The 17,294-nt window shown below is 61.6% G+C and carries 17 protein-coding genes and 1 other RNA gene; 13 read left to right on the forward strand and 5 right to left on the reverse strand.

Annotated elements, in window-relative coordinates; genetic code table 11:
- Positions 1-87: 87 nt before the first annotated feature.
- Together H0W47_RS18665 and ffs are read right to left on the reverse strand one after the other, a co-directional pair.
- Positions 88-297: a DUF6538 domain-containing protein gene (locus H0W47_RS18665; protein WP_367265421.1), complete on the reverse strand. Its 210-nt coding sequence runs from the start codon at positions 295-297 to the stop codon at positions 88-90.
- Positions 298-393: 96 nt separating this feature from the next.
- An RNA gene (gene ffs, locus H0W47_RS15630) (signal recognition particle sRNA small type) lies at positions 394-490 on the reverse strand.
- Between the two features lie 82 nt (positions 491-572).
- Between ffs and dnaX the strand changes: the two genes are divergently transcribed.
- From dnaX to H0W47_RS15670, 8 genes are all read left to right on the forward strand, one after another.
- Positions 573-2,450, forward strand: coding sequence for a DNA polymerase III subunit gamma/tau (dnaX, locus tag H0W47_RS15635; protein WP_296926041.1), 1,878 nt, complete (start codon positions 573-575; stop codon positions 2,448-2,450).
- Positions 2,451-2,478: 28 nt separating this feature from the next.
- Positions 2,479-2,811, forward strand: coding sequence for a YbaB/EbfC family nucleoid-associated protein (locus tag H0W47_RS15640; protein WP_188708493.1), 333 nt, complete (start codon positions 2,479-2,481; stop codon positions 2,809-2,811).
- A gap of 131 nt (positions 2,812-2,942) precedes the next feature.
- Complete coding sequence (gene recR, locus H0W47_RS15645; protein ID WP_296926045.1) at positions 2,943-3,569, forward strand: recombination mediator RecR; 627 nt, start codon at positions 2,943-2,945, stop codon at positions 3,567-3,569.
- Positions 3,570-3,628: 59 nt separating this feature from the next.
- A complete protein-coding gene (locus tag H0W47_RS15650) occupies positions 3,629-4,042 on the forward strand; it encodes an MAPEG family protein (protein ID WP_296926047.1) in 414 nt (137 codons plus the stop codon).
- Between the two features lie 131 nt (positions 4,043-4,173).
- Positions 4,174-5,220 (forward strand): ABC transporter substrate-binding protein, encoded by a 1,047-nt coding sequence (locus H0W47_RS15655; RefSeq protein ID WP_296926048.1) that lies wholly within the window; start codon positions 4,174-4,176, stop codon positions 5,218-5,220.
- Positions 5,221-5,366: 146 nt separating this feature from the next.
- On the forward strand, positions 5,367-6,206 hold the full coding sequence (locus H0W47_RS15660) for an ABC transporter ATP-binding protein (protein ID WP_296926050.1): 840 nt from the start codon (positions 5,367-5,369) through the stop codon (positions 6,204-6,206).
- A gap of 1 nt (position 6,207) precedes the next feature.
- Entirely contained in the window at positions 6,208-7,047 is an 840-nt protein-coding gene (locus H0W47_RS15665; protein ID WP_296926052.1) for an ABC transporter permease, read from the forward strand.
- A 166-nt stretch (positions 7,048-7,213) separates the two neighbouring features.
- Positions 7,214-7,366 carry a DUF3096 domain-containing protein gene (locus tag H0W47_RS15670; RefSeq protein WP_296926054.1) on the forward strand — a complete coding sequence of 51 codons (153 nt, stop codon included), beginning with the start codon at positions 7,214-7,216 and terminating at the stop codon, positions 7,364-7,366.
- A 15-nt stretch (positions 7,367-7,381) separates the two neighbouring features.
- On the opposite strand, the gene H0W47_RS15675 is transcribed toward H0W47_RS15670, so the two are convergent.
- The 3 genes from H0W47_RS15675 to gloB all read right to left on the reverse strand — a co-directional run bounded on the left by H0W47_RS15675 (position 7,382) and on the right by gloB (position 10,660).
- Positions 7,382-8,230: a restriction endonuclease gene (locus H0W47_RS15675; RefSeq protein WP_296926056.1), complete on the reverse strand. Its 849-nt coding sequence runs from the start codon at positions 8,228-8,230 to the stop codon at positions 7,382-7,384.
- Between the two features lie 94 nt (positions 8,231-8,324).
- A complete protein-coding gene (locus tag H0W47_RS15680) occupies positions 8,325-9,749 on the reverse strand; it encodes a transglycosylase SLT domain-containing protein (protein ID WP_296926069.1) in 1,425 nt (474 codons plus the stop codon).
- Positions 9,750-9,889: 140 nt separating this feature from the next.
- A complete protein-coding gene (gloB, locus tag H0W47_RS15685) occupies positions 9,890-10,660 on the reverse strand; it encodes a hydroxyacylglutathione hydrolase (protein WP_296926058.1) in 771 nt (256 codons plus the stop codon).
- 12 nt (positions 10,661-10,672) lie between these two features.
- On the opposite strand from gloB, the gene H0W47_RS15690 reads away from it, so the two are divergent.
- From H0W47_RS15690 to H0W47_RS15710, 5 genes are all read left to right on the forward strand, one after another.
- A complete protein-coding gene (locus H0W47_RS15690; protein WP_296926060.1) occupies positions 10,673-11,542 on the forward strand; it encodes a class I SAM-dependent methyltransferase in 870 nt (289 codons plus the stop codon).
- Positions 11,539-12,012 (forward strand): ribonuclease HI, encoded by a 474-nt coding sequence (gene rnhA / locus H0W47_RS15695; protein ID WP_296926062.1) that lies wholly within the window; start codon positions 11,539-11,541, stop codon positions 12,010-12,012. The genes H0W47_RS15690 and rnhA overlap by 4 nt, the downstream gene beginning before the upstream one ends.
- A gap of 146 nt (positions 12,013-12,158) precedes the next feature.
- Entirely contained in the window at positions 12,159-13,550 is a 1,392-nt protein-coding gene (locus H0W47_RS15700) for an efflux RND transporter periplasmic adaptor subunit (RefSeq protein WP_296926064.1), read from the forward strand.
- 26 nt (positions 13,551-13,576) lie between these two features.
- Positions 13,577-16,738: an efflux RND transporter permease subunit gene (locus tag H0W47_RS15705; RefSeq protein ID WP_296926066.1), complete on the forward strand. Its 3,162-nt coding sequence runs from the start codon at positions 13,577-13,579 to the stop codon at positions 16,736-16,738.
- Positions 16,739-16,858: 120 nt separating this feature from the next.
- Positions 16,859-17,233 carry a nucleotidyl transferase AbiEii/AbiGii toxin family protein gene (locus H0W47_RS15710; RefSeq protein ID WP_296926068.1) on the forward strand — a complete coding sequence of 125 codons (375 nt, stop codon included), beginning with the start codon at positions 16,859-16,861 and terminating at the stop codon, positions 17,231-17,233.
- The last annotated feature ends 61 nt before the right edge of the window (positions 17,234-17,294 follow it).

A 17,294-nucleotide genomic window follows, 5' to 3' on the forward strand; every position in this document is an offset into this window, starting at 1 on the left:
GCCCTATCGGATATATACCTCCGGCAGAAGCTGAGGCAAACTACTACCGGCAACTCGCCAGTCAAGCCTCCACGGTGGAGGCATGACTTAAACCAAACAGCCTCCATGAAACCCGGGGCGATTCATTATGGTTGCTCGGAGCGTTGCTTCGCTGCGGTCACTTGTACCCAAAGCGATGTTCACGCGGTCCTTACCGTAGATCTCGCGGAGTGCTTCAGGGATCACGATGCGGACGTAGTAACGACCACCCCGGAGGTTCAATCCTTCGACTTGTGCCATGTCATTTCGCGTGTTCATGTTGTACGGAAGTGACACAGTCAAGTGATACAAAAGACCAACGTAAGCTCTTGTCAGCGCTTAAGTTATTGATCCAGAAGGAACAATCTGAAATAAGGTGACGAGCCTTGACCCCGGCACTGGCTCCGCAGTTAGGGCTGCTTGGTTCCCCATCTGACCCGGTTGGCCGCTTTACCATGCGGGAAGGCCCGTCACTGACTATTGTAAGGGCGGCGGGCCGGACTTAAAGGGCTGACGGGTAAAAACCCCTTGTCATGGCCCTTTAGAATCGTTGCATGTCTTACCTCGTGCTTGCCCGCAAATACCGCCCCCGGAATTTTTCTGAAATGGTCGGGCAGGCGCATGTGGTGCAGGCGCTGGGCAACGCGCTGACCACGCAGCGCCTGCACCACGCCTACCTCTTCACCGGCACGCGTGGTGTCGGCAAGACCACGATCTCGCGCATCCTGGCCAAGTCGCTCAACTGCCTGGGTGCGGACGGGCAGGGCGGCATCACCGCCACGCCTTGCGGCGTCTGCCAGGCCTGTACCGACATCGACAGCGGGCGGTTTGTCGATTACACCGAACTGGACGCAGCCTCGAATCGCGGCGTTGACGAAATAGCGCAGTTACTGGAGCAGGCGGTGTACAAACCGGTTGTGGGCCGCTTCAAGGTCTTCATGATCGACGAGGTCCACATGCTGACGAACACAGCCTTCAACGCCATGCTCAAGACGCTGGAGGAGCCGCCCGAGTACCTGAAGTTCGTGCTGGCCACGACCGACCCACAGAAGGTGCCTGCGACCGTGCTGTCGCGCTGCCTGCAATTCAATTTGCGGCCGATGGCACCCGAAACCATTCTTGAACACCTGGGCCAGGTGCTGCAGACCGAAAACGTGGCGTCGGAGCCGCAGGCCCTGCGCCTGCTGGCGCGCGCGGCACGTGGCTCCATGCGTGACGCGCTGTCGCTGACCGACCAGGCGATAGCCTTCGGCTCCGGCCAGTTGCAGGAAGTCAGCGTGCGCCAGATGCTGGGCAGCGTGGACCGCAGTTATGTGTTCCAGTTGCTCGACGCGCTGGCGTGTGGCGATGGAAAAGGCGTGGTCGAGACCTCCGAAGTGTTGCGACTGAACGGGCTGAGTGCCGCAGCGACCCTCGAAGAAATGGCCACCGTGCTGCAACGCATGGCGGTGCTGCAGGCGGTGCCGGGCATGGGCGAGGGCGACGATGAATCCGACCCCGACATCGCTGCGACGGCACGGCTGGCAGAGGCGCTGCCGGCCGACGAAACGCAACTGCTGTACAGCCTGTGCCTGCACGGCAGGGCCGAGCTGGGCCTGGCGCCGGACGAGTACGCGGCGTTGACCATGGTGCTGCTGCGCCTGCTGGCCTTCAAACCCGCCGGTGCCGGGGCCACCACCCGGGGGAGCGCCGTCGAGCCCCCAAAAAAGCCGCCGCCTGATCCGGCACGGGCCGCTGTTGCGGCCGTTCCGGCCATGCGTGCGCCCTCTGCGCCTGCCACGGTGCCCGCTCGGATGACAGCGCCTGCCGCAACTCCAGATTTCGCCTCAAATCGGCCTCCAGCCCCCGTCCAGCGGGCGCAGGTAGCTCCTGAATTTGTAGCATCTGAGGTGCCGCAGGCGCCGCCCTGGGAAGATGAATTGCTGGCGACCCCTGCTCCCGCAACCGGACCAGTGCCCGCGCCGGCGCCCGTACAGACCGCCCCGCCTGCTGCGGCAACACCGCCACCCGACAGCCCGCTGGGCACTGAATGGACGGCGCTGGTCAACCGCATGGTCGCCACCGAGATGATTGCGGCACTGGCGCGTGAACTTGCCCTGCAGTCCGAACTGCGCTCGCAGGGCGAGGGTGTCTGGACATTGCGTGTGGAGCGCGAGTCGCTGAACCAGGCCGCGGCGCGCGAAAAGCTGCAGGTTGCGCTGAAAACTGCATTGCAAGACAGCGGGCCAGCGCCCCGTGTTGTGGTGGAGCTCGGCCCGGTCAGCGATTCGCCGTCACGGCGCAATGCTGCCGCCGCACTGGAGCGCCAGCGCCAGGCCGAGGAAACCATACAGAACGACCCTTTTGTGCAAGACATGGTGCGCGATTGGGGCGCCAAAATTGTGCCCGGCAGTATCAAGCCGCGCGCCCCCTCCGCCGGCAAGCCGATATGATTGATCACAAGTTTTAAAGGAAAAATCCATGTTCAACAAAGGACAACTCGCCGGCCTGATGAAGCAAGCGCAGGCCATGCAGGACAACCTGAAAAAAGCCCAGGACGAGCTGGCATTTATCGAAGTCACGGCGGAGTCGGGCAACGGCATGGTCAAGGTCACCATGACCTGCAAACACGACGTCAAACGTGTCGAGATCGACCCCAGCTTGCTGGGCGAAGACAAGGACATGCTGGAAGATCTGGTGGCGGCGGCTTTTAATGCCGCAGTGCGCAAGGCCGAAGACCTGAGCCAGGAAAAGATGGGCAAACTCACGGCAGGGATGCCAGGCCTCCCCGGCGGCATGAAATTGCCGTTCTGACTTGGTATTCGTATTGCAAGCAGGGGCCGCGGGGCTGGCTTTGCCAGACCGCAGGCGCAGCGCCTCTTTTTTAGTGCTAGGGGCAGAGAGTTGCCGCAGGCTCGCAGTGAGCGAACGTGGGGGCTCACAAGATGGCTGACTCCAACGCCCTCGAAGGCCTGACCCAGGCGCTGCGGCGCCTGCCGGGTGTGGGTGCCAAGTCGGCGGCGCGTATGGCATTCCATTTGCTGCAGCACGACACGCAAGGGGCCTTGCAGATCGCGCGCGCGCTCGAACATGCGGTGCATAGCGTCAAACACTGCGCGCTTTGCAACACCCTGACCGAGCTCGACATCTGCAGCACCTGCGCCAACCCCGAGCGCGACCGCAGCAAGCTGTGTGTGGTCGAAACCCCGGCCGATCAGGCGGCGCTGGAGCGCACGCTGGCTTACCGCGGCCTGTATTTCGTGCTGATGGGCAAGCTCAGCCCGCTCGATGGCATCGGTCCGCACGACATCGGCTTGCAAAAACTGTTTGACCGGGTGGTGCCGCGCGATTCTCAGGGCGAGCCTGCGGCCGCCGACGCCCGTGAGGTGCAGGAAGTGATTCTTGCCACCAACTTCACCGGCGAAGGCGAGGCCACAGCGCATGTGATTTCACAGGCGCTCAAGAGCCGCGGCGTGCAGGTCACACGGCTGGCGCGCGGCGTGCCCGTGGGCAGTGAGCTCGAATACGTGGACCTGGGCACCATCGCCCACGCGCTGGTAGACCGCCGCTAGTTGTTTCTGCCTGCACATCTCCCTTTCATCCTTCACCCCTCCACGCCAGAAAGGCTCACATGACATACGCACGTTTCACAGTTGCCTACTGGTGCCTGCTGGCCTTTGCACTGCTGCCGATTGCTTGCGCAGGGCTGGCCAAGTGGGGGATGATGCGCGTCTCGGCGAACAAGGGCGGCTACGACAACAACAACCCGCGCGCCTGGTTGACCCGCCAGACCGACTGGCGCGCGCGCGCCAATGCTGCCCAGGCCAACACCTTTGAAGCGCTGCCCTTCTTTTTTGCGGCAGTGATCATCGCGCACCAGTTGCAGGCGTCGCAGGTGCGGCTGGATGTGTTTGCCTTTGTGTTTGTGGTACTGCGTATCGCCTACGTAATGATGTACGTGGCGGACATGGCCACGAGCCGCAGCGTGATCTGGTTCCTGGCCTTGCTGATCAATATAGGCATTCTTTTTCTGGGCTACCGGTAACGTCTGGTAACCATCAAGACGCTTTGCGCGAGCGTTCCGTACAAACCCGCACGGGATGATACCGATGCGCCCCGCCAGGCGGCTGGGTAAGCTCTTTTCGAATCCATAAAAACATTCAGAGAGCACCGGGCATGAACCATTTCAAAATTCGTCGCAGAAGCTTTGCCAGCGTCGTCGCACTGGGCGCCGCCACGCTGGCTTTTCCCGCGCTGCGCGCGCAGGCCAAACTTGAAAAAGCAAAAATTTCCATCGCTGTCGGCGGCAAGGCGGCGTTCTACTACCTCCCGCTGACCATTACCGAGCAGCTTGGTTACTTCAAGGCCGAAGGCCTGGACGTGGAAATCAGCGACTTTGCCGGTGGTGCGCGCGCGCTGCAAGCGGTGGTCGGCGGCTCGGCCGATGTGGTCTCGGGTGCTTACGAACACACCATCAACCTGCAGTCCAAGAACCAGATGTTCCAGGCCTTTGTGCTGCAGGGCAGGGCGCCGCAAATTGCTTTCGGTGTGTCTACAAAAAACATGCCCAACTACAAGACGGTCGCAGACCTCAGGGGCAAGAAGATCGGTGTGTCGGCGCCCGGGTCGTCCACCAACATGATGGCCAACCTGGTGTTGTCGCGCGCCGGCCTGAAAGCCAGCGACGTCAGCTTTATCGGTGTCGGCACCGCTGCCGGTGCGCTGGCTGCGTTGCGCTCGGGGCAGATCGATGCGATGAGCAACACCGACCCGGTGATGACCATGCTGGAGCAAAAAGGCGAGGTCAAGATCATCTCTGACACCCGCACGCTCAAGGGCACAGTCGATGTTTTTGGCGGCCCCATGCCGGCTGCCTGCCTGTACGCGCCCATGGAGTTCATCCAGAAAAATCCCAACACCTGCCAGGCGCTGGCCAACGCCATCGTGCACGGGCTGAAATGGCTGCAGACGGCGGGCCCGGGCGACATCATCAAGACCGTGCCTGAAAATTATTTGCTCGGCGACCGGGGCCTGTACCTGGCATCATTCAACAAGGTTCGTGACGCGATCGCGCTGGACGGCCTGATCCCTGACGAGGGCGCGAAAACCGCCTTGAAGGCCCTGGCGAGTTTTGACCCCAGCATCAAGGCTGACAAAATCGACCTGAGCAAGACCTACACCAATGAGTTTGCCCGACGGGCAAAAGAGAAATTCAAAGCCTGAACATAAGGCCCCCACGCTCGCGCACTGCGTGTAGCTCGCTGCCCCCCCGAGGGGGCGCTGCGCCTGCGGGCCGGCAGAGCCGGACCCGCGGCCCCTGCTGGCAGCAAGAGCAGATCGTCGCAATTTCACGGCGACAATAAGCATCCATGACGGACCTCGCCGAAACCCCCACCGCTGACCAAGCGCTTGAACTGCTGGATGTCACCTGCACCTTCCGCTCGCGGGACGATGCGGGGCAGGCCTACACCGCCGTCGGAGAAACCACGCTGCGCATACGCGCCGGTGAGTTTGTTTCCGTGGTCGGCCCGACTGGCTGCGGCAAGTCCACGCTGCTCAATATAGGTGCCGGCCTGTTGCCGCCGACCTCTGGCACCGTGAAGGTGTTCGGCCAGCCACTGAGCGGCATCAACACACGGGCTGGCTACATGTTCCAGACCGAGGCGCTGATGCCCTGGCGCAGCGCGATCGACAATGTGATGGTCGGCCTGCAGTACCACGGTGTGCCGGACGGCGAAGCACGCGCGCAGGCTCAGGCCTGGCTGGAGCGGGTGGGCCTCAGTGGCTTCGGTGACCGTTATCCGCACCAGCTGTCGGGCGGCATGCGCAAGCGTACCGCGCTGGCCCAAGTGCTGGCGCTGGACCCCGACATCATCCTGATGGACGAACCGTTTTCAGCGCTCGACATCCAGACCCGGCAACTGATGGAGAACGAAGTGCTGGATTTATGGGCGGCGAAGAAGAAGGCGGTGCTGTTCATCACGCACGACCTCGACGAGGCGATTGCCATGAGTGACCGGGTGGTGGTGCTCTCGGCCGGGCCGGCGACGCGGCCCATGGGTGAATTCACCATCGACCTGCCGCGTCCACGCAATGTCGCCGAGGTGCGTACCCAGCCGCGTTTCATCGAACTGCATACCCAGATCTGGGACGTGCTGCGCGACGAGGTGCTCAAGGGGTATGCCCAGCAGCTGAAGAAGGCCGCCTGATATGTGGCGTTACCTCAAACCCTCTGATCGCAATCTGCGCGCCTGGCAAATTGGCATGCTGGTGGTTTTTCTTGGCCTTTGGCAACTTGCCTCGCGCGACCAGCAACTGGCGTTTTTCCTCGGTGAACCGATCAAGGTGGCGGGCCGGGTCTGGTCCTGGTTCATGCCTTTCGGCTTCGGCCCCAGCCTCTTCTTCCCCGACGGTTTGCCTGGGAATGCCGACATCTATTTGCACCTGGGCACTACCTTGCTGGAGACTGTGCTGGCCTTCGGCATCGGCACGGTGCTGGGTCTGGCCTGCGGCCTGTGGCTGGCGCTGGCGCCCATGGCGAGCGCCATCATGGACCCTTATATCAAGGCCGCCAACTCCATGCCGCGCGTGATTCTGGCGCCGATTTTTGCGATGTGGTTTGGTCTGGGCATCTGGAGCAAGGTCGCGCTGGCGGTCACGCTGGTGTTTTTCATCGTGTTTTTCAACGTCTACCAGGGCGTCAAGGAGGTCAGCCCGGTGGTGCTGGCGAACGCGCGAATGCTGGGTGCCAACCAGCGGCAATTGCTGCGCACCGTCTACCTGCCCAGCGCCACCAGCTGGGTTTTTTCCAGTCTGCACACCTCGGTGGGCCTGGCCTTTGTCGGCGCGGTGGTTGGCGAATACCTCGGTTCGGCACGCGGCGTGGGCTACCTGATCCTGCAGGCTGAAGGCACCTTTGATGTCAACACCGTGTTCGCCGGCATCGCGGTGCTCACCGCTTTTGCTCTGGTGCTGGACGGCATTGTGGGGCGCGTTGAAAAGCGCCTCATGAAGTGGCAGCCACGTACCGGAGAAACTGAGAAACTTTGATGAATCATTCGACTACAGACCAGTGAATCTGTACTGGGGGCCGTCGACCCGCGCTGGCCATTTGTTTGTTCCGTCCTACAGACGCCTGCCGGGGCTGTCCGTTACATTGGGGACCAGTTCAGTGGCGTCGCGCCGTTTCCCTGTCAACTCACCTCAAGGACATTCCATGAACCTCTCCGTCTCCATCGGCCCCATTGTTTCGCTGATTGCCGGCGTGCTCATCCTGATCATGCCCCGGCTGCTCAACTACATCGTGGCGGTCTACCTCATCGTGATTGGCTTGATCGGCCTTTTCGGTACCGGCTCCCTGCGCCTCTAAAGCCTGACAGGGGTGTTAGCGCTTGCCGAATGCTTGGGCAAGCAGGGTCTGCTGCTGTAGCGGTGTGCGTTTGGCGATCAGTGCCAGCAGCCCGGACCTGTCCAGCGCGTTGATGCCATTGTCTTTGGCAAATTTGCGGGCGTCTTCCGTGAAAGTCGATGCGGTGGCATAGGTCGCGCGTTTGAGTTGGCGCGCAGTCATCATGGCCACCAGTGGATCAATCTGGCGCACCGCCAGTGTCTGGCCCTGCCACAACCTGCACACCGCTACCGCCACGGGATTGTTCTTGTCGGTTTGTGTATGGCGCGAATACAGCCAGAGGGTGACACCACCGGCCGGCCCGTGGGACTGAACGCGGGCTTCCAGGCCACTTTGCGCAAACAGTGTTGCGCAGACCGCGTCAAATTGATGCGGCGACATGCGGTCGAACAGTTCCGCCGTCCATACGACTGGCGTCGCAGTTCTTGCCGCTGGCTTGCTGATCGGCACGGATGGCCGAGGGGGTGCGACAGGCTCCGGGAAATCGACCAGCTTTTCCATGGCAACCGGCGCTGCGGGAGGGGCGGCGAGTTTCCCCGGCGCAGGCAGTCTGGGCAGCCCTTCACCCCTGCCCAGCTGTGCCCACGGAGGCTCATAGGCGAGCGGATCGTTATAAAGACCGGAAAAGAGCTTGTTGGTCAGGTAGCCACCGCACACGATGACGCCGAGCAGCACGCAGGCCGCACCGGGGAGCCGTAGGCTGCGTTGCTCAAAGGACAGTATCAGCAACCCGACCCCGAGGCCAAAAGCCAGCAGCCCGATCAGAAAAACAAGGAGATAGGAGGAAGTGGCCGGGGCTGGTGGAGTGTGGGGTCTGGCAGCCATGAGACAAACAATCTGGGTTTGCTATTGTTTTGATAGCTGATTACGCAGACTGCATGTGGGCCAGGGGCTCATTTTACTTGACGCCTTGACCGTGTTAGCGCTTCTTGCCCTTGACGACGGCTTTGGCGGGGCTGCGCTTGGTCGTTTTGCTTTCGCTGCGCACAGGAGCGGCCTTTCGCGCGCCGCCGGCCTTCACTGGCAGGAAGACCACAACCAGCTGACCCATCTTGAAAGCGGCATTGGCGCCAACCTTGTTCCACTCCGCCACGCTGTCCGCGCTCAGGTCATAACGCCCGGCGATGCTTGCGACGGATTCGCCCTTGCGTGCCTTGACGGTGGTTCGGCGCGTGATGATTTCGGGGGCAAGGCTGACCTGGGCGTTGTCGGCGACATGCCCGGCCACGTCGTTGTCCATTTTTCCGGTGCGGGCCACCAGCAGCGTGGAGCCCGCCTTGATCAGCATGCGCGGCGGTATGTTGTTGACTCCGCGCAGGTCGGCCTCGCTCATGCCGACCCGTCTGGCTGCATCACCGACGCTCAGGGTAGCTGGCGCAGTCCAGGCGGTCCAGCTGGCGTACTGGCCCTTCGTGTAGGCTTCGAAGTTGCGCTGGAAAACTTTCGCATTGTCCCAGGGCAGCAGGATGTGCGGCGTGCCCGATGCGATGATCACCGGCCGATGCGCGGACGGATTGAGGGCCTTGAAGTCGGCAAGAGCCACATCGGCCAGCTTGGCGGCCAGCGCCACGTCGATGTCACGATTGATCAGTACCTGCTGGAAATACGGGTGGTTTTCGATCAGCGGCAGTTCGGCGCGATAAGCTTGAGGATTGGCCACGATGTTCTTGACCGCCTGCAACTTGGGCACATACAGGCGCGTCTCATCGGGCATGCGCAGGTCCTGATAGCCGGTGCCGAGACCCTCCTTTTTGTTCTTCGCGATGGCGCGTCCCACGCTGCCTTCGCCCCAGTTGTAGGCGGCCAGCGCCAGGTGCCAGTCGCCAAACATGCGATGGAGTTTTTGCAGGTAATCCAGCGCGGCGCGGGTCGAAGCCAGTACGTCGCGTCGATCGTCCCGGAAGGCGTTTTGTTTCAGCTCGAAGTACTTTCCGGTGGCCGGCATGAATTGCCACATGCCGGCGGCTTTGGCGCTGGACACGGCCTGCGGATTGAAAGCGCTTTCAATGTAGGGCAACAACGCCAGCTCGGTGGGCATGTTGCGGCGCTCGAGCTCTTCAACGATGTGGAACAGGTATTTGCTGGAACGCTCGGTCATGCGCTGGATGTAGTCGGGCCGGCTGGCATACCACTGCTCGCGGTCGGTGACCAGTTCGTTCTGCAGGTCTGGCATGGCAAACCCACCGCGAATGCGCACCCACAGGTCTGGCGGTGGCTGCAGTTGCGTGACGGTATCTGACGCGGCGCGCGCCCGGTCCAGCGGCGAGAGCGGGCCTTTCGGATACACCGGCTTGAGTGCAGGCCCGGTGTCGGTGGAGGTGGTCAGCACCGGGTCGCCGGGCATGCCTGGCGGGCTGGTGCTGGCACAACCGGCAAGTACGGCGACGGCGATACCGAGGAGAAATGTCTTGAAGGGGGAAGCTGAGCGGAGCGGGGCGCTGCCGGGGAAGAGGCTGGGGAGAGGGGGCGGTCGCTGCAGGTCTGTCATTTGAATTGGTTCTTCCACTGCCTGATGGCGGCAAATACGGTGTTGTCGTCGTGGGCGGTCGGGTCGAAACGCCGGGCCGCAGCCATGACAGTAGCTTGTCGGGTACGCAAGAAGGGATTGATCAGCAGCTCCTGGGCCACAGAGGTGGGCAAGGTCGGCTTGCCCTGGTCCCTCAAGGCGGCACAGCGTGCATGGTAACCAATTAGTTCGCCATTGTCAGGCTCTACGGCCAATGCAAAGCGCAAGTTGCTCAGGGTGTATTCATGGGTGCAGCAGACGCGGGTGTTGGCGGGCAGCGCGGCCAGGCGGCCCAGCGAAGCCAGCATCTGTGCCGGTGTGCCTTCGAACAGGCGCCCGCAGCCGCCAGAAAACAGTGTGTCGCCGCAGAACAGCAGCGGCCTGCCATCGATGTCAGGGGTATAAAAAGCGATGTGTCCGGCGGTGTGGCCGGGCACGTCGATGACTTCAAAATCCAGACCCAGCGCCTGCACCGTGTCGCCATCGCTGAGCCGCTTGAAGGGTTCGGGAATGGCTTCGCGGGCCGGGCCGTACACCGGCGCTCCGGTCACCCTGTGCAACTCGGCTACGCCGCCGGTGTGGTCGGGGTGATGGTGCGTGACTAGAATCGACTCTAATTGAAGCCCGTTTTCCTGCAGTGCGCGTTGCACGGGGGCGGCATCGCCGGGGTCCACAATCAACGCACGGCGACCATCGTGCAGCAGCCACAAGTAGTTGTCGTTAAAAGCAGGGATGGGGATTAAGAACATGCAGCGGTCTCGATGGGCTCACAAATTATAGGTTTCACCGACTGGTTCAGAACTCCACCCGGCGAGTATTTGCTGGCGTGGGAGCGTGAGCGATTCGATGAGGCTGTGGCGGACATGTTTGGCTACCACGCGCTGCAGTTGGGCCTGCCCGAACTCGACGCGCTGCGCAGCAACCGCATGCCGCACCAGTGGCTGGCCCTTCAGGGCATAGATGAAGGATACATCGCAGCTGATTCGCTGTCGGGCAAAGGCCCCAATGCGACCGCCATGGTCGCCGCAAGTTCCCCTCGCGCGGCGTTGCTCACCGACCCGGCAGCCCTGCCTTTTCCGGAAAACAGCCTGGACCTGGTGCTGTTGCCGCACACCCTCGAACTCAGCAGCGACCCGCATGCCACCCTGCGCGAGGTTGAGCGGGTGCTGGTGCCAGAAGGCCGCGTCGTCATCAGTGGCCTGAATCCGGCCAGCCTGTGGGGCCTGCGCCAGCGTCGCGCACATTTTTACCGGCGGCTCGGCTATGGCGAACTGTTCCTGCCTGAAGCCGGCGAGTTCATCGGTTACTGGCGGCTGCGTGACTGGTTGCGTCTGCTCAGCTTCGAAGTCGAGTCCGGCCAGTTTGGCTGCTACCGCCCAGCCGTCAGCAGCCGCACGTCGCTGGAGCGTTTTGCCTGGATGGACAAGGTCGGCGAGCGCTTCTGGCCCATCTTCGGCGCCCTGTATTTTCTGGTGGCGGTCAAGCGGGTGCGCGGCATGCGTCTGCTCGAGCCCGCGTGGAAGGCCCAGAAAGCCACGGCCAGTGCGCCGGTGGCGATCGCCAACCAAGTGGGTCCGCCCGGTGCCTTTTCCCATTTAACCGATATTCGCAACCTGGACCCCGATACATGACTGACACTTTGCCGACCACAGACCAGCATGTGGTCATCTATACCGATGGCGCCTGCAAGGGCAACCCCGGCCCCGGCGGCTGGGGGGCGATGATGACGGCCGACGGCAAGGTCAAGGAGCTGTTCGGCGGCGAGCTGGCCACGACCAACAACCGCATGGAAATGATGGCGGTGATTGAGGCGCTGTCCGCGCTGAAGCGGCCTTGCCGCGTGACCTTGCATGTTGACAGCCAGTACGTGCTCAAGGGCATGACCGAATGGATCAAGGGCTGGAAAGCCCGCGGCTGGCGCACCGCCGCCAAGGAGCCGGTCAAGAATGTCGATCTTTGGCAAAAGCTGGATGCCCTGGTCAGCGGTAGCGGCCACAAAATTGAGTGGCGCTGGGTCAGGGGGCACGATGGCGACCCGGGCAATGAGCGGGCCGACGTCCTGGCAAATAAAGGGGTTGAGCGCGCACTTGGGCGCCTGTGAAAGGGCTGTACGCGGCGCGGGCACGGTCGGCGCGTAAAGTTGCGAGGGTCTGGCCCGGGGAAATGCCCCGCAGGAATGCTGCGGTCTTGGTGTCCTGCTACATTGAGACTTTGTGGTTTTGTGACCTTCCGTAACAAATTTTTTCCATGGCAAAAAGAGCTGTTTATGTCGTGATTGCCTTGGCCGGGATTGCTGCCGCGTCGGGCGCCGCCTGGTGTTACCAAAAACCTAAAGCTGCGGATTCCGTGGCGGGTTCCGGACCCGCAGCTGTGCCGGCACCGGTTGTGGCGGCCAGCGGCCCCGCTGGTGGCAGACCTCCCACGGTTGAGGCTGTCAAGGTGGAGCTGGCGCGTCTCACGGATGATTCGCACGCCGTGGGGAGCCTTCGTTCACGGCGTGGTGTCGTGCTGCGGCCGGAGGTCAGTGGCCGCATTACCCAGCTTAATTTCACCGATGGTCAAAGAGTGCGCATGGGTCAGGTGCTGGTTCAGTTTGACGACCAGCTGCCGCGTGCTCAGGTGCAGCAAAGTATGGCGGAGCTTTCCATTGCCCAGGCCAACCAGAAGCGCAATCAGGAGTTGGTGGCACAAAATTTCGTCAGCCAGCGTTCGCTGGATGAGAGTGCTGCCAACCTTCAGGTGGCCCAGGCGAAACTGGCCCTGGCCCGTGCCACTGCCGCGCGTTTGAAAATTGTTGCGCCATTCGATGGAACTGCTGGCATCCGGCTCGTCAATGTGGGGGACTACCTCAAGGACGGTGCCGATATCGTCAACATTGAAGACATCGAAGCGATATTTGTTGATTTCAGATTGCCCGAACGCTTGCAGGGAAAGGTCAAGCGCGGTCAGCAAGCAATGCTCGACATCGACGCGCTGCCGGGAAGAAAATACACGGCAGTCATTCAGGCGATTGATCCGCTGATAGATGCCAACGGCCGCTCCGTCGGCGTCCGCGCCTGTGTTGACAACCGCCAGCTTCAGCTTCGTCCCGGTATGTTTGCCCGGGTCAATACTGTTTTCAGCGTGCGTGAAAATGCCCGGGTGATTCCAGAGGAAGCGATCGTCCCGCAAGGCTCGCGGCAATTCGTCATCAAATTGATCGAAGGGGCCAATGACCTTGGCCCGACCACGCAGCGTGTGGAAGTCAAAGTCGGCCTGCGCAGTCCCGGAAAGGTCGAAATTCTGGAGGGGCTGGCGCCGGGCGACAGGGTGGTCACGGCAGGTCAGCAACGTGTGCAGCGCGATGGGACGGTTGTGAAAGTGGTAGAGGTCGCGAGTGCTTCGCCAGCCCGCGCAGCAAGTGCCGCGGTTGGCGCTGCGCCATCGGCCCAAGCGTCATCAGCGGCTACGACTACAGCCGCGCTGCCGGTGGCCAGCGCCCCGCCCGTAACCGCTTCCGCAGCGGTCGCATCGGGCCCGGCTTCGACGCCCCCCGCTTTGTCCGGCCCCAACCCCTGTGGCCCAGCGGTCGCTCAAGCAGTTGTTCCCACGAAGCCGACGCGCTCCCCGCAAACGCCAGCAGCCCGCGCACCAGCCTGAGCTTTTACAACAGGTGACTGCCCCTTATGCAACTCGCTGAAGTCTCCGTCCGACGCCCCGTCTTTGCGACTGTTCTGTCGCTGCTGATCGTGCTGATCGGGGCCGTGAGCTTTGACCGGCTGGCTGTGCGGGAATATCCCAAAATTGATGAACCGGTGGTCACTGTCAGCGTCCGCTATCCCGGCGCGTCAGCAGAAGTGATTGAGTCCCAGGTCACCAAGCCGCTGGAGGATTCGATCGCCGGCATTGACGCTGTTGACGTCATTACTTCCATCAGCCGCGCCGAGCAGGCGCAGATTTCGGTGCGCTTCCGGCTTGAAAAAGATGCTGATGCTGCCGCGGCAGAGGTGCGCGACAGGACCTCGCGCGTGCGCAACCGGTTGCCACAGGCCATTGATGAACCGGTGATCGCCAAGGTCGAGGCCGACGCCTTCCCGGTCATTTTTATGGCCTTTAGCAGCGAGACGATGTCCCGTCTGCAAATCAATGACCTCATCAACCGGGTGGTTAAATCCCGCCTGCAAACCGTAACGGGTGTGGCCGACGTACGCATTTTCGGCGAGCGCAAATACGCCATGCGCGTGTGGCTGGACCCCGACAAACTGGCCGCATACAAACTCACCACGCAGGACATTGAAGACGCCATCCGGCGCAGCAACCTTGAGCTGCCGGCGGGTCGGATCGAATCCCAGCAGCGGGAATTCAGCGTCACATCGCAAACGGACCTGGTCCGTCCCGGTCAATTTGCCGAGATTGTAGTCAAGAACGTGGCCGGCTTTCCGGTCAAGCTGCGCGATGTGGCGCGCGTGGAAGAGGGCGCGGCTGATGAACGCAGCGCCGTGCGCCTCAATGGCCGGGAGGCCGTCGCGGTGGGCGTGATCCGGCAGGCCACTGCCAATCCGCTGGTGTTGTCCAAAGGCGTGCGCGAGATGATTCCCCGGCTGCAGGCCGACCTTCCCGGCGGCATGACCATAGATGTGGCGAATGACAACTCGGTGTTTATTGATCGCTCGGTCCGCAACGTCTACCGCACGATTGCTGAAGCGGTGGCTTTGGTCGCGTTGGTGATTTTTGTGTTTTTGCGCACGTTTCGCGCCTCGATCATTCCAATCGTGACGATTCCGGTGAGTCTGGTTGGCACGTTTGCCTTAATGGCACTTGCAGGCTTCACCATCAACACGCTCACCCTGCTGGCGTTGGTGCTTGCGATTGGACTGGTGGTGGATGACGCCATCGTGATGCTGGAAAATATTTACCGGCATATTGAGGAAGGACTCGATCCGTTTTCAGCTGCGATCAAGGGTGCGCGCGAAATCGGGTTTGCCATTGTCACCATGACGGCCACGCTGGTGGCGGTCTACGCACCCCTGGCCTTTACGCCGGGGCGTACCGGGCGTTTGTTTGTGGAGTTTGCGTTGGCGCTGGCGGGCGCGGTGGTGGTTTCAGGCATCGTCGCATTGACCTTGACGCCCATGATGTGCTCACTCCTCCTCAAGCACAACCCAAAGCCCAACTGGTTTGACCGCTCCATGGAACGGTGGCTCACGGCCTTATCAGATCGCTATGCCGGTGCGCTGCGCTGGGTGGTGTCCCGCCGGTACCGAGCCCCGATCGGTTCACGCGGAATGGGCGTGAGAGTCAGGGGCGCACTGCTTCAGGCCAGATGGATTGTGGTGGGGGTGATGCTGGCCTGCGCAGTGGCTATTGCCCTTGTTTTTCCGGGCATGAAGCAGGAGTTGTCGCCGCTGGAAGACCGCGGCACGATTCTGGCCAACATCACAGCACCTGATGGCGCCACGCTGGACTACACCAACCGGTACGCGTTGGCACTTGAGAAGATGGGTCAACCCTACAAAGAGTTCGACCGCATTTTTGCCAGCGTCGGCAACCCCACCGTCTCGCAGGGAACCGTGGTGTATCGCACTGTGGATTGGGAAGACCGCAAGCGCACCACGCTGGAGTTGGCCCGTGAAATGCAGCCTAAATTTGCAAGTCTGCCAGGTGTTACTGCTTTTCCGATCACGCCCCCGTCTTTGGGGCAGGGCTTTCGCGAACGGCCTGTCAACTTTGTGATCCAGACCTCGGACAGTTATCAAAACCTGAGCCTTGTTGCGCGGCAGATGATGGACGAAATTGCGAAGAACCCGGGCATTCAATCGCCCGACGTGGATTTACGTCTTAACAAACCTGAACTACGCATTGAAGTCAATCGCGAAAAGGCCGCAGACCTTGGTGTGGGCGTCGACGTGGTGGCCAAGGCGCTTGAGACCATGCTGGGCGGGCGCAATGTCACGCGCTACAAGCGCGACGCCGAGCAATATGACGTGATTGTGCAAACCCGGGCTGGCGGCCGCTCAACGCCGGAAGACATTGATGGCATTTATGTGCGTGGCCGCAATGACACCATGATTCCGCTGTCCGCACTCGTCAAGGTGCGTGAGAGCGTTTCGCCACGGGAACTCAACCATTTTGGCCAGCGTCGCTCTGCCACCATCACAGCGAATCTTGCACCCGACTACTCGCTGGGGCAAGCCCTGACTTTTATGGACAAGACGGCGGCCCAGGTGCTGAAGGCGGGCTATACCACTGACCTCAATGGAACCTCCCGCGAGTTCAAAAGTTCGCAGGGTGCACTGGGTATTGTGTTTGGGCTGGCGCTGCTGTTTATCTTTCTCGTCCTCGCGGCACAGTTCGAGAGCTTTGTTGATCCGCTGGTGATCATGCTCTCGGTGCCTTTGTCCATGATTGGTGCATTGCTTGCGCTCAAGTGGTCTGGCGGGTCTCTGAATGTCTACTCACAGATTGGCCTGATTACCCTGGTCGGCCTGATCACCAAACACGGCATTTTGATCGTGGAGTTCACCAATCAGTTGCGCGGGCAGGGCATGGAGATGGTTGACGCATTGATCAAGGCCTCATCGCAGCGTCTGCGCCCCATCCTGATGACCACGGGTGCCATGGTGCTGGGCGCCTTGCCGCTGGCGCTGGCCACTGGTGCGGGCGCTGAAAGCCGGATCCAGATAGGCTGGGTGATTGTGGGCGGCATGTCGCTCGGTACGCTGCTAACGATTTTCGTGGTGCCCACCATGTATGCGCTGTTTGCGCGCAAGAAGATACCAGGGGCCAATACGACGGTGGCCAAAGGGGGCCCCGATTTGCCGCTGGAGGGCGAACTGCTCGCCAAGTAGGGCTTCCGGGTAACGCGTTGCTTGCCGGTGCAGCGCCGTCTGAGATTGCCAGCAGATATCCCAGCTGGCTTGACGGTTTCTGTAACCCCCAGCCGCTCTGATCGCAACCCCTACGCTTTCATGGTTACGCTGAGCGGCCCCGATTTCATCGGTTCGGCCAAAGTGAAAATCGTGTTGTGGCAAACCGACGCGAAAGTGCTCAAGTCGGTGAAGGTGATCGTCAGCACCATTAGCTCGCCCGCAGGCACCCAGGCCTTTGTGCCTACAGCCACGCTGGACGAAATTCTTGCGGGGAAAATCTATGCGCTGGGCGCGAGCGAGCGGCTCAAGCCCAGAGACATTTTCGATCTTTGGTGGCTGTTCAGCCGCTCCGCACCGCCCAAGCTCAGGCCTGACAGCTTGCTGGCCAGATTGTCTATTTATCCTTGTGGTGAATCGCCCCGGGTTTCATGGAGGCTGTTTGGTTTAAGTCATGCCTCCACCGTGGAGGCTTGACTGGCGAGTTGCCGGTAGTAGTTTGCCTCAGCTTCTGCCGGAGGTATATATCCGATAGGGC

This window comes from Polaromonas sp. (assembly GCF_013817205.1).
Lineage (GTDB): Bacteria > Pseudomonadota > Gammaproteobacteria > Burkholderiales > Burkholderiaceae_C > Polaromonas.